The sequence below is a fragment of the Aeromonas sp. MR7 genome (assembly GCF_963899385.1).
In the GTDB taxonomy this organism is placed as follows: Bacteria; Pseudomonadota; Gammaproteobacteria; order Enterobacterales; family Aeromonadaceae; genus Aeromonas; species Aeromonas bestiarum.
Window position 1 is genome coordinate 1,141,309 of sequence record NZ_CAWQXH010000011.1, and the last position, 12,116, is coordinate 1,153,424.

Consider the following 12,116-nt stretch of genomic DNA (forward strand, 5'->3'; position numbering starts at 1 on the left):
CCATATGGCCGGGTATCCTCTGCCGTCGTTGCTATTTCCAGCTAATTGTCCCGTGAATGGCCACTCGCGATTCACCCTGGCTATCGCTGGCGGGATCCTTTCTCAAGCTGCTGTTTTTTCTCCCTATGTCAGCTTGTGTCGCCATCTTGTGCGCCGTTGCCGGATATTGGCGGTAGCAAATGCCAATGGTGGTGCGCCGCTCATCTTGTGGCAGAGATGTCAGCTGAAAAACATTATTTTTCGTCACCTGCTCGCAACAATTTTCTGTAATTGTTAGCCAGCTCGCGGCGGCCCCGGGGCCAAACGGGCAGAGTAGGCGCGATATTTGGCCATGGGCCCGTATCGACGGTTTTGATAGCTGTAACAAGGTGCTGCGGCCCGCCTAACGCGGGGCGCCAATAACATATCTGCTAATAAGAAAAGGAACATTGGCTATGTCAGGAAGACACTCTCTGGTGGCGCTCGCGGTCGGGTTGGCGCTGTCAGGACAGGCACAGGCACAACTGCTGATCAGCGAATACCTGGAAGGATCCAGCAACAACAAGGCGGTGGAGCTGAGCAATCTGGGCGCGACGCCCGTCGATCTCTCCCAATACCGGCTGGCGCTCTATGCCAACGGCAAACCTCTTACCGATACCCCCACCAACAGCCTGGCGCTGCAAGGCACCCTGGCCCCGGGCGCCAGCCTGGTGCTGGCCAACCCCTCCGCGAACGGCGAGATCCTGGCCAAGGCCAATCAGACCAGCGGCAATCTGGTGTTCAACGGTGACGACGCTCTGGTGCTCTATCGCGGCAGTGAGATAGTCGACAGCTTCGGCCAGGTGGGGGTGGATCCGGGCACTGCCTGGGTGTCCGGCAGCGTCTCGACCCTGGACATGACGCTGCGCCGCAAGGCCACAGTCACCACGGGCCGGACTGATGCGACCGGTCCCTTCGATCCGGCGCTTGAATACGTGGCCGCCGCCAGGGATGACGCCAGCGGCCTGGGTTGCAGTGGCGATGGTCCCTGCGATGGCACTCTGCCACCGGCCTTCGTCTGCCCGGTCGATCAGCTGGTGCCCGTGCCCGCCATTCAGGGCCCCGGCAGCAGCAGCCCGCTGGTGCCGGCCGGCAAGTTTGAATCCGAGCAGGCCTATGCCACCCGTGGCATCGTCACCCAGGTGGTGACCGGTCTCTACAAGGGCTTCTTCATCCAGGATCCGCAAGGGGACGGGGATCCGGCCAGTTCGGACGGTTTGTTCGTCTACAGCACCCAGGCCAACGGCGCCATAGTGCCGGGAGCCGAGGTGTGCGTCTCGGGCAAGGTGAAAGAGTACTTCAATCAGACCCAGCTCAATGCCGACCAGCTGGTGGTGACCCAGCCCATGGTGGCCCTGTTGCCGGCGGTGGATCTGGTGCCGGTGGCGGGCGAGACCCTGAACCAGTTGCTGGAGCGCCACGAGGGGATGCGGGTGCGGCTGGTGCCCGAGTCCAGCCTGGTGGTGACCCGCAACTTCAGCTTCGATTACGACGGCAAGCGCAACAACCTGGTGCTGGCTTATGGCTCGCCCCTCATCAAGTCGACCCAGAAGTTTGCCGCCATGAGCGAGGAGGCGAGCCAGTGGGCCCTGCGCAACCAGCAAAATCAGCTGGTGGTGGAGACGGACGCCAAGACGCCGGATGGGGTGCTGCCCTGGTATCCCGCCTTCAATGCCGAAGATGGCTACCTGCGCATCGGCGACAAGCTCAATGGGCTGGAGGGAGCGCTCGGCTACTCCTACAACCTGTTCCGGCTGGTGGCGAACAACCGCATCGACAGCGGCGACATAGATCACAGCGGCTGGGACAGGGTTGAGACCCCAGAACTCGCCGAGGCGGGGGATCTGCGGGTCGCCAGCTTCAACGTGCTCAACTTCTTCACCACTGTGGTGGGCGGGGATGCCAACCCCACCGGCAGCAACCGTGGCGCCCTGACAGTGGCGGAGTTCGAGAAACAGCGCACCAAGATCGTCAGCGCCATCACCCGCCTCAACGCCGACGTGGTGGGGCTGATGGAGATAGAGAACAACGGCTACGGCGACAACTCCGCCATCGCCAACCTGGTGGCAGCCCTCAACGCCGCCCAGCCGGATGAGGCGGATCACTACCGCTGGATTGCCTCGCCGGATGGTCAGCCCATAGGCACAGATGCCATTACCGTGGGTCTCATCTACCGACCCGCCAGCGTGACGCCGCAAGGGGCAGCCAGCCTCATAGTGCTGCCGGTGCAGCAGGCCGAGGCCCTGGACGCCAGCGGCAAGCCGGTGGCCATCAAGCAGGGCATGCGCGAATCGCTGTTGCAGCAGTTCAGCTCACCCAAGGGGGATGCGCCTCTGACCCTGGTGGTCAACCACCTCAAGTCCAAGGGCTCCGCCTGCTTCGAGGATTATCCCGACTATGCAACCGCCGATCCGCTGGATGGCCAGGGTCACTGCAACGCGCTGCGGGTCTCCGCCGCCAAGGTGCTGGGGGAGAGTCTCAAGGCGCTGGGCGGGGATCTGCTGCTCATCGGCGACATGAACGCCTATGGCATGGAGGATCCCATCCGGGTGCTGACCAGCTATGATCCGGCGGCCCAGCCGCGCCAGATCATGAGCGCCTCCTTCACCACGCTGGCGGGCCAGCCCTATGAGGAGAGCGGCAGCGCCCTTGGCAAGGGGTATGGTTTTGTGAACCTCAATACCCGTTTCCACGGCACCGACACCTACTCCTACAGCTATGAAGGTGAGCTCGGCAACCTGGATCACGCCCTGGCGAGCACCAGCCTGGCGGCCAAGGTGATCGGCATAGAGGATTGGCACATCAACTCCGCCGAGAGCAACTTCTTCGAGTACGGCAGCAAGTACACAGGCCAGCTGGCCAAATCGGACGGCCCCTTCAGCGCCTCGGATCACGATCCCGTGCTGGTGGCCATCCAGTATCCGTTGCCGCCTGCCGGGGTCATCAGTCTGGAGAGCGCAGTCGCCAGCGTGGAGGAGGGCAGCGCTTTGAGCCTCACCGTCAGTCGCCGCGATGGCAGCCATGGCGAGGCCAGCGTGAACTACCGCATCGCTTTTGGCAGCGCCGATGCCAATGATGTGGCGCCACTGACCGGCACTCTGAACTGGGCGGCCGGCCAGAGCGACAGCCAGACCATCAGCATCCCGGTGAAGAGCGACACACTGCGTGAGGGGGATGAGACCTTCACCCTGGAGCTGTTCGATGCCAGCGGAGCTGCGCTGGGTGAGCAGAGCCAGACTCTGGTGACCATCAAGGACAAGCTGGCGCCGTCCACCATTGCGCTGGCCCGCGCCAGCATGACGGTGAACGAGGGGCAGTGGTTTGCCGAGATCCCCGTGATACGCAGCGGCGATCTGAGCAAGCCGGCCCGTGCCCAGTTGGGCCTTGAGGGGATCACGGCGCGCTGGGGACTGGATTTCCTGCCCTGGTTCAGTCAGTCGGTGAGCTGGGCCGCCGGTGAGGGGGGCAGCAAGTCCATCAAGGTGCTGATCCTGGATGACTGGTTTGTCGAGTCCACCGAGCAGTTCAAGGTGAGTCTGCGTCAGCTGCAGGGGGGCAAACCGGGCGTCGTGCAGGAGACCCTGGTCGATATAAAGGACAACGACAAGTCCTGGTGGCCGTTTGGCCGTCACTGATAGGTGTCATGAACATGCGTGATACAAGGGGCCTGCGGGCCCCTTTTTACTGAGCATAATGGGGTTGGACAGGGTGGTTAGCCAGGCCAGATGAGGCGGCTGACGCGCAACAAAAAGGCCCATCGGTGTGATGGGCCTGGGGGGCTCATAGGACGGGGTTTGTCAGGATTGACTCTGGCTGTCGATCACCAGCTTGCCATCCTTGACCGGTATGGTGGCGCCGGGAGCCTTGTCCATGCGGATGACGCCTTCCTGACCGGCGAGGCGGTAGGTGACATCATAACCCAGGGTCCGGGTGCTGCTCTCCTGCACCGTCTTGCAACGCTGCTGGGTGCTGGTGTAGGTATCACCCGCCTGCATGTTGCCCTGCACCTGGTTGCCTGCATAACCACCGGCCACGGCGCCCGCGGCTGTGGCGACCTTCTTGCCGCTGCCACCGCCGAACTGGTTGCCAAGCACGCCCCCGAGCGCGGCGCCAACCACCGTACCCAGGATCTTGTTCTCATCCTGCACGGGTTTGCGGTGGGTCACTGTCACGTTGCGGCACTCCTGACGGGGTGTCTTGATGGTCTCGGTCACCGGCTTGCTGGCCAGTACCTCGGCAAACTGGGGCTGGGCTGAAAACAGGGATCCGCTGGCTGCGGCCGACAATGCCAGCGCAGAGGCCACACCGATCCCGACACCTGCCAACATGGATTTGTTCATTTTGCGTTCTCCTGAAATGCATCACCTGATGCGGCTGTTGCTTGCCGCGATCTTGGCACAACCCCGGGGATGAACAAGGCGGCCAGCGTGCAGGCACGACAAGCCCTGACTTCACCAAAAAGCCCCTCGTCAAAAAGGTGTCGGGCTTTGGCGACAAAGGCCGTGGAGCTGGGGCTGGAAAATGGGCATGTCACTCTGGATCGGGTGGATGCGTCGCAATTTGCGATTCATATGGGGTCTTTTTATCCATTTTGCGTCAAACCACTGCCGCGCCACCGCCATAGAGCGGCGCTCTGCCGCGCTTGCCCCCCCGATGCGGGCTTTAAGGAATTGCCCGAGTGCACCGACTTGTGCGGCAAGTGCTTGATAAATCGCTGGACTGACGGAGACCTGCTGCCGATAACAGATCACGGCAAGCATTATGCTTGGTCATTTGGCAGAGAGAGTGACGGGCCCATGAGCGACAGTGGCTCACCCCGACAGGCGCGATGCAGTGCCGGTGAGCCAGGTAACGCCGTCATCATCTCGGGGCCAGTGAAAGTGACAACGGCAATACCGAGGCAATCCCGACGCGGCACATGTTGGGACTGTGGTGGTCAAGCAAGAATCGGCAAGGGGGACTTATGTCGATGCTGCCAAGATGGATACAGCCGGCCGTACAGGCCGAGATCATTACCCAGCAGCAGGCACAGCGACTGCTGGCATCCCTTTATCAACCCCTCTCCGAGGTGGCGCAGGAGCTGCCCGCCGATATAGTCGACATCAGCCTCAAGCTCTACTGCTTTCGCCAGCAAGGCCGGGTGCGTCATTGATGCACGAGTGAGTGGGCGTTTCCCTGGAGCCGTGGACCGCACAGAGCGCGCCCGGCACAGTGGGCCGGGCGCGCTCTGGCAGTGAGGCCCGCCTCAGATCATCATCACCTGCACCACCAGCATCAGGGCGCCAAAGCCCAGCACGAAGCCCACCATGGGCAGCACGAACCTGACCCACTGGTTGAACTGGATGCCGAGCATCTGCAGGGTGACCAGCACCAGCCCGGTGGGGGCCAGGAACAGCATGGCGTATTGTCCCCAGTTGTAGGCCGACACCACTATGTAGCGCGGGATCATCACGGTATCGGCGAGCGGCGCCATGATGGGCATGGAGAGCACGGCCAGCCCGGAGGAGGAGGGCACCACCAGCCCCAGCAGGGTGAACACCAGCATCTGGGCCACCGCAAACACGGCGCCGTGCATGCCGGCCACCAGACTGGAGGCGTAAGCCAGTATGGTGTCCGAGATCATCCCCTGATCCAGCACCAGATTGACCCCGCGCGCCAGCCCTATGATCAGCGATACCGCCACCAGTTCGGAGGCGCCCTGGGTGAAGGCCTCGACCGCCTCTTTCTCCTTCAGCCCCGAGATGAACATGATGATGATGGCGACGGCGAGGAAGGAGGCCGCCATCTGCGGGAACCACCAGCCGACCATGGAGACGCCCCACACCATGAGCGGAAAGGCGAGGATGAACAGGGTCAGGATGATCTTGCGGCGCAGGGTGAAGGGGACTCCTTCATCGAGAGATCCCTCTTTGAGGAAACGGGCCCGGAAGCTCTCTCTGTCCTCATAGGTGTAGGAGAAGGCCGGGTTGGCCTTGATCTTCTTGCAGTACCAGTGGAGATAGCCAATGACCACCAGGGTGCCCACCAGACAGCCGACGGCGCGAAAGATCAGCCCCTCGGTGAAGGGAATGCCGGCGGCGTTGGAGGCGATCACTACCGAGAAGGGATTGATGGTGGAGAAAGTCGTGCCCATGGAGGCGGCAAGGAAGATGGCTCCCACACAGACGATGGCGTCATAGCCGAGTGCCAGAAAAATGGGCACCAGTATGGGATAAAAGGCGACGGCCTCTTCCTCCAGTCCGCAGGTGGTACCCCCCAGCGCCATGACGAAGCAGACCAGCGCCACGAACATGAATTCGTTGCCCCGGGTCCTGCGCGACAGCGCCACCAGGCCGGCGCTGAAGGCCCCCGTCTTGTTGATGACGCCGATGAGCCCGCCCAGCACCAGGATGAAGACTATGATGTCAGCCCCCTCTATGGTGCCCTTGACCATGCTGACCGCCACGTCGGCGAGCCCCTTGGGGGCCTGTGCCAGCCGCTCATAGGTGCCGGGGATGGCGATGGGCTTGCGGATGGTGCCGCTGGTGAACTGTTCCACCCCAATATTGATATTGAGTTTTTCAAGCTCGCTCTGGGTGGCGGGCACCCGGCTTATTTCTCCCTGCGGGCTATTGACCATCAGGGTGTGGTTGGCCGAGTTATAGGAGAGCTTGGAATAGGCCCCCGCCGGAATGATCCAGGTCAGGGCAATGGCCAGCAACATAATAAGAAACAAAATGGTAAAGGCAGTGGGAAATTGTCTGCGTGGCTTGGTATTCGGCTCGGCACACATAAAATGCTCCTCGATAAAGCAGGTTCGGGCTCGGCGGAATATCGGGTCGACAGGGTTCCTTCGTCATGGGGCTGGAGTGCGCAGATCTACTGGTAATGGCGTACTCGTTGGCGAGAAGTCTGGCCTGATATTGGGCATGCGGTAGATTATTTCACTATGTAACCATAACCTGCTGGTGTTGGGATGAATACGAAGCACGGCCCGCTTTATGGGTTGGCTCACAAAATATATTTGCTGATGGAGTTGTCGTTAATTTCAATGCCGTACCCATGCGGGGTCATTATATTCAATAATTATCCAAGTTCATTTGGTGAATATAATTGGCAACAACGCCTCGGCTGCAAATAAAGATGTAAAGGATGCATGGCAACCCATGCCGGTTTGATAATGGATACATATTATTCAAGGCTGGCAATACCCCGTATCATGACCGGGTGAAAACCCAAGCAGCACCATCGCCTAAGACGTTTTGCTAATACCTGCCGCCATGGCGCTGCTGTTAGGCTGTCAGCCCCATAAGAGATCGGTGTAGGGCATGATGCCGACGAGATCTCCCGCCCAATCCGATCCAGCCGCTTTGTGCCACCTGCGAGGAAGGAACCCGATGACAGAGCAGAACATCTATGAGGCCGGCCTTGATAAAAGCCCCGCCAATTTCGAGGCGCTGACCCCCATCAGCTTCCTGGCCCGGGCGGCGCGGGTCTATCCCGACTATCCGGCGCTGATCCATGGGGCCTTGCGTCAAAACTGGGCCCAGACCGAGCGACGCTGCCGCCAGCTCGCCTCGGCCCTGCGTCGGCATGGCATAGGCGAGGGGGATACTGTCTCCATCGTGGCCCCCAATACCCCGGCCATGTTCGAAGCCCACTTCGGGGTGCCCATGAGCGGCGCCGTGCTCAACACCCTCAACACCCGGCTCGATGCCGAGTCCATGGCCTTCATCTTCCAGCATGCCCAGAGCAAGGTGGTGCTGGTGGACAGGGAGTTCGGCGCCGTGGTGCGCAAGGCGCTGGCATTGATTGAACACTCGCCGTTGGTCATCGCCATCGACGATCCCCTCTATCGGGAGGGGGAGCTGATAAGCGAGCTCGACTATGAACAGTTTCTTGCCCAAGGGGACGAGGATGAGCCCGGTTGGCTGCCGAGCGATGAATGGTAGGCGATTTCCCTGAACTACACCTCGGGCACCACCGGCAACCCCAAGGGGGTGGTCTATCACCACCGCGGCGCCCACCTCAATGCGGTCAACAACGTGCTCTCCTGGGAGCTCCCCAAACACCCCATCTATCTCTGGACCCTGCCGATGTTTCACTGCAACGGCTGGTGCTTCCCCTGGACCCTGGCGGCCACCGCCGGGGTGAGCGTCTGTCTGCGCCATGTGCAGGCGGTGGCCATCTTTGATGCCCTGCGCGAGCACAAGGCGAGCCACTTCTGCGCCGCGCCCATCGTCCTCAATATGCTCAACAACGCCGACCCTGCGCTTAAATATGGGCTCAATCATCCCATCAAGGTGATGACGGCGGGGGCGGCGCCGCCCGCCACCGTGATCGCCGGCATGGAGGCCATGGGGATCGCCGTGACCCATGTCTATGGTCTCACCGAAACCTATGGTCCCTGCGTGCTGTGCGAACCCCAGCGAAGCTGGCAGGGGCAGGATGCCACCACGCTGTCGCGTCTCAAGGCGCGCCAGGGGGTTGCATCCCCGCTGCAGGGGGAGATGCGGGTCATCAACCCGGTCAGCGGCGAGCCGGTTCCCCAGGATGGCAAGACCCTGGGGGAGATAGTGCTGCGCGGCAATGTGGTGATGAAGGGCTATCTCAAGAACCCGGCGGCCAGCGCCGAGGCGATGGCGGAGGGCTGGTTTCGCAGCGGCGATCTGGCGGTCTGGCACCCGGATGGTTATGTGGAGATCAAGGACAGATCCAAGGACATCATCATCTCGGGCGGGGAGAACATCTCCAGTCTGGAGGTGGAGGACGTGCTCTATCGCCATCCCGATGTGGACGAGGTGGCGGTGATCGCCATGCCTGACGAGAAGTGGGGGGAGGTGCCCTGTGCCTTCGTGAAACTCAAGGAGGGCAGGGAGCTGAGTCAGGCCGAGCTGATTGCGTTTTGCCGCGAGCAGATGGCCCACTTCAAGGCCCCCAAGCGGATCATCTTCACCCCGCTGCCGAAGACCTCCACCGGCAAGGTGCAGAAATTTATGCTGCGCCAGCAGCTGGGGTAGGAGCGAGTCACTTTCATCCAACGTTTTGAGTTGGCGCCATTTTGCCTGGAGCAATATGGCGCCAAACTTCTATGTTCATCAAACTCTTTCGGGGCTCACTCTGGTAATATCCTGCTCAATATCGAGGCAGGGAAATATTATGACGCGTGCAGAGTTTAATTGGGAAAACTCCATAGCATGGAGTGGTCCGGGAACCATTGAAGGAGTGCAGGACACTCTCGCGGGAGATCGACTGGACCGCGCTCGCTATGCCGAGTTTCTGACCAACTATTTGGCAGCCGAGGGCAAGCAGCGCAACTATGTGCTGAACCTCAATGCCGAATGGGGGGCGGGCAAAACCTGGTTTATCAAGCGCTGGTATATGGAGCTGAAACAGCACTATCCCACCGTCTATATCGATGCCTGGCAGCAGGACTTTTCCGATGATCCATTGCTGACGGTGATTTCGTCGATTATTGAGCAATTGAGAGACGCCACAGGAAATAAGCTTGCTGTACCTGATGGCATTAAATCAAAGCTTTTAGGATTGCTAAAGGCTGGTGGAAAATTGGTACTCAAGTCAGCCATTAAAAAAGCTGGACTGGAAGATGGTGACTTTTCTGTTGAAGGAGAAGATGCAGACAGGCTGGTTGATACGCTTTGTAGCAATCATAAAGAGCGTTATGAATCTATTCAGTATCTTAAACAAGAGATCCGGAAATGGGTTGAAGCTGCTGTTTCTGCAAACTTAGACCAATTGGATGGCAAAGGTCGTTTGGATTATCCCGCCTTTATTTTGATTGATGAACTGGACCGCTGTCGCCCCTCCTATGCTGTGGAAATGCTGGAGACCATCAAGCATATCTTTGATATTAAGGGTGTAGTGTTTGTGCTGGCAACGGATACCGAGCAGTTGCAACACGCTATCAAGGTAATTTATGGGGAAGGGTTTGATGCTCAGACTTATCTAGGCAGGTTTTTCAAAAGACGTTTTTATTTGAATAAATACCCTAGCCATTTTCTCATAGAAGAGTTTGCTGCAGACCGGTTCGAGTTTTTATGTAGTAAAACATTTCATTGTTTTTCTGATGTTAATGATTTTTCTAAAACAATTTCAAAAATAGTGGATGCATTCCATCTTTCGGCAAGAGAGATAGAGTCATTCCTAGATACTTTATTTGCTATATTAAATTCAGTATCGGAGCATTCTACAGATATTATCTATTTGTCTGCCTTACTTATTATGCATTCAAAGGTTCCTGCGGCATATGTGATTATTCGTGATGGTGGAATACGCTTAGATGCTGAGATTGCTAATATAAACGTGAATAAAGAGACTGTACTCTCATTTAAAAACAAGGCTAAAATTTCATTAGCAATTAATTATTGGTCTGGTATTCAGTCAGGATGCAATGAAAAGGTGGTTTGGAATGTGGACGATTTTTACGCATATATAATACAGGTTCACAAAATCCTCGATAATTACTACCTAGCTAGTAATAAATATAAATTAGATGAAATGAATCAGATAACTGTTACAAGATCAGGTGTCAGGTGTGATGACAGCGGTGTATATTATCAAGTATGTCTGACAAGTAAGAAGTTGGGAAATTCTGATTATATAGAGTTGGTCGAATTATCTACCTTGTTATTATGATAGATGGGCTTGACGCCCATCTATCATAATACAGTTATTTATTGTGCCGCTCATAAAGCCGATGCACCACATCCTTCAACTCCAGCCTCTCGTTTTGCAGCAGCACTGTGAGGTGGTAGAGCAGATCGGCGGATTCGTTGATCAGCTCTTCCCGATCCTTGGCCATGGCGGCCAGCGCCACTTCCACACCCTCTTCACCCACCTTCTGGGCGATGCGCTTGGTGCCTTTGGCATAGAGGCTGGCGGTGTAGCTGGTGGCCGGGTCGGCACCCTTGCGTGATGCCAGGATCTGCTCGAGCTCGGCCAGGAAGCCGAGCGGTGGCACAGGGTGGCCGTCGAAGCAGGAGGAGGTACCCAGATGGCAGGTGGGGCCGACGGGATTGGCTGCGATCAGCAGAGAGTCCTGATCGCAGTCGGTGCTGATGGCGACCAGCTTGAGCACATGGCCCGAGCTTTCGCCCTTGGTCCAGAGGCGCTGCTTGCTGCGGCTGAAGAAGGTGACCTGGCCGGTGGCCTGGGTCTTTTCCAGCGCCTCGCGGGTCATGAAGCCCTGCATCAGCACCTGGCCGCTGGCGGCATGCTGGACGATGGCGGGGATCATGCCGTCACACTTTGCCCAGTCCAGGCGCTCGGCGAGCGGTAGCTCGTTGTTTACAGCTTGATTATTCACGGATGGCGACTCCTTCATTTTTCAGCCAGCGTTTCAATTCGGGAATGGGGATAAGGCCCTTGTGGAACACTGAGGCGGCCAGAGCCCCGTCCACGTCTGCGATAGTAAAAGCATCGAGAAAGTGTGCCATGGTGCCGGCACCACCGGAGGCGATCAGCGGCACCTTGCAGATGGCGCGGACCAGCTTGAGCTGCTCGAGGTCGTAGCCCTGGCGCATGCCGTCCTGGTTCATCACGTTCAGCACGATTTCACCGGCGCCACGCTTTTGCGCCTCCTCGACCCAGTCGAGGGTATGCCAGGCTGTGGTGCGGGTGCGGCTCTCGTCACCGGTAAACTGTTTGACCTGATAGTGACCGGTCTGCGCATCAAAATAGGAGTCGATGCCCACCACCACGCACTGCACGCCGAAGCGCTCGGCCAGTCGGGTGATGAGAGTTGGATCGGCCAGGGCTGGTGAGTTGATGGAGACCTTGTCGGCCCCGAATTCCAGGATCTGGCGGGCATCCTCCACGCTTTTGATGCCACCGGCGACGCAGAAGGGAATGTCGATGACTTCCGCTACCCGGCTCACCCAGCTCTTGTCGACCACACGGGCATCGCTCGAGGCGGTGATGTCATAGAACACCAGCTCGTCGGCCCCTTCCTCTGCATAGCGGCGGGCGAGCTCGACGATACCGCCCATCACTTCATGATTTCGAAATTGCACTCCCTTGACCACAACGCCATCTTTGACGTCCAGACAGGGGATAATACGCTTTGACAACATGCTCGTTGCTCCATGTAACGCACGGTT

At 58.6% G+C, this 12,116-nt stretch carries 8 protein-coding genes and 1 pseudogene; 4 read left to right on the forward strand and 5 right to left on the reverse strand.

The annotated features are described in order from the left end of the window. The first annotated feature begins 434 nt into the window (after positions 1-434). Positions 435-3,653, forward strand: coding sequence for an ExeM/NucH family extracellular endonuclease (locus AACW87_RS10150; protein ID WP_241324906.1), 3,219 nt, complete (start codon positions 435-437; stop codon positions 3,651-3,653). 162 nt (positions 3,654-3,815) lie between these two features. Here the strand turns inward: AACW87_RS10150 and AACW87_RS10155 are convergent, their stop codons facing one another. Together AACW87_RS10155 and AACW87_RS10160 are read right to left on the reverse strand one after the other, a co-directional pair. Beyond that, complete coding sequence (locus AACW87_RS10155) at positions 3,816-4,358, reverse strand: glycine zipper 2TM domain-containing protein (protein ID WP_042871864.1); 543 nt, start codon at positions 4,356-4,358, stop codon at positions 3,816-3,818. Positions 4,359-4,487: 129 nt separating this feature from the next. Further along, the gene (locus AACW87_RS10160) at positions 4,488-4,778 is read right to left on the reverse strand and encodes a hypothetical protein (RefSeq protein WP_241324907.1); all 291 of its coding nucleotides are present in this window, start codon (positions 4,776-4,778) and stop codon (positions 4,488-4,490) included. Positions 4,779-4,981: 203 nt separating this feature from the next. Between AACW87_RS10160 and AACW87_RS10165 the strand changes: the two genes are divergently transcribed. Further along, positions 4,982-5,170 carry a hypothetical protein gene (locus AACW87_RS10165; RefSeq protein ID WP_043134896.1) on the forward strand — a complete coding sequence of 63 codons (189 nt, stop codon included), beginning with the start codon at positions 4,982-4,984 and terminating at the stop codon, positions 5,168-5,170. 93 nt (positions 5,171-5,263) lie between these two features. Here AACW87_RS10165 and AACW87_RS10170 read toward each other — a convergent pair whose 3' ends face one another. After that, the gene (locus AACW87_RS10170) at positions 5,264-6,790 is read right to left on the reverse strand and encodes a YfcC family protein (protein WP_277606754.1); all 1,527 of its coding nucleotides are present in this window, start codon (positions 6,788-6,790) and stop codon (positions 5,264-5,266) included. 604 nt (positions 6,791-7,394) lie between these two features. Between AACW87_RS10170 and AACW87_RS10175 the strand changes: the two are divergent. Beyond that, positions 7,395-9,017 (forward strand): annotated as a pseudogene (locus AACW87_RS10175) (acyl-CoA synthetase). A gap of 139 nt (positions 9,018-9,156) precedes the next feature. After that, complete coding sequence (locus tag AACW87_RS10180) at positions 9,157-10,653, forward strand: KAP family P-loop NTPase fold protein (protein ID WP_241324909.1); 1,497 nt, start codon at positions 9,157-9,159, stop codon at positions 10,651-10,653. A 34-nt stretch (positions 10,654-10,687) separates the two neighbouring features. Here AACW87_RS10180 and hisIE read toward each other — a convergent pair whose 3' ends face one another. Together hisIE and hisF are read right to left on the reverse strand one after the other, a co-directional pair. Beyond that, positions 10,688-11,323: a bifunctional phosphoribosyl-AMP cyclohydrolase/phosphoribosyl-ATP diphosphatase HisIE gene (gene hisIE / locus AACW87_RS10185; protein WP_241324910.1), complete on the reverse strand. Its 636-nt coding sequence runs from the start codon at positions 11,321-11,323 to the stop codon at positions 10,688-10,690. Further along, on the reverse strand, positions 11,316-12,089 hold the full coding sequence (hisF, locus tag AACW87_RS10190; protein ID WP_241324911.1) for an imidazole glycerol phosphate synthase subunit HisF: 774 nt from the start codon (positions 12,087-12,089) through the stop codon (positions 11,316-11,318). The genes hisIE and hisF overlap by 8 nt, the downstream gene beginning before the upstream one ends. Between the last annotated feature and the right edge of the window lie 27 nt (positions 12,090-12,116).

Bases quoted from the DNA above. Each gene is read 5' to 3' on its own strand.
- AACW87_RS10150 (WP_241324906.1), top strand. From the start codon at position 435: ATGTCAGGAAGACACTCTCTGGTGGCGCTCGCGGTCGGGTTGGCGCTG.
- AACW87_RS10155 (WP_042871864.1), bottom strand. From the start codon at position 4,358: ATGAACAAATCCATGTTGGCAGGTGTCGGGATCGGTGTGGCCTCTGCG.
- AACW87_RS10160 (WP_241324907.1), bottom strand. From the start codon at position 4,778: ATGCTTGCCGTGATCTGTTATCGGCAGCAGGTCTCCGTCAGTCCAGCG.
- AACW87_RS10165 (WP_043134896.1), top strand. From the start codon at position 4,982: ATGTCGATGCTGCCAAGATGGATACAGCCGGCCGTACAGGCCGAGATC.
- AACW87_RS10170 (WP_277606754.1), bottom strand. From the start codon at position 6,790: ATGTGTGCCGAGCCGAATACCAAGCCACGCAGACAATTTCCCACTGCC.
- AACW87_RS10180 (WP_241324909.1), top strand. From the start codon at position 9,157: ATGACGCGTGCAGAGTTTAATTGGGAAAACTCCATAGCATGGAGTGGT.
- hisF (WP_241324911.1), bottom strand. From the start codon at position 12,089: ATGTTGTCAAAGCGTATTATCCCCTGTCTGGACGTCAAAGATGGCGTT.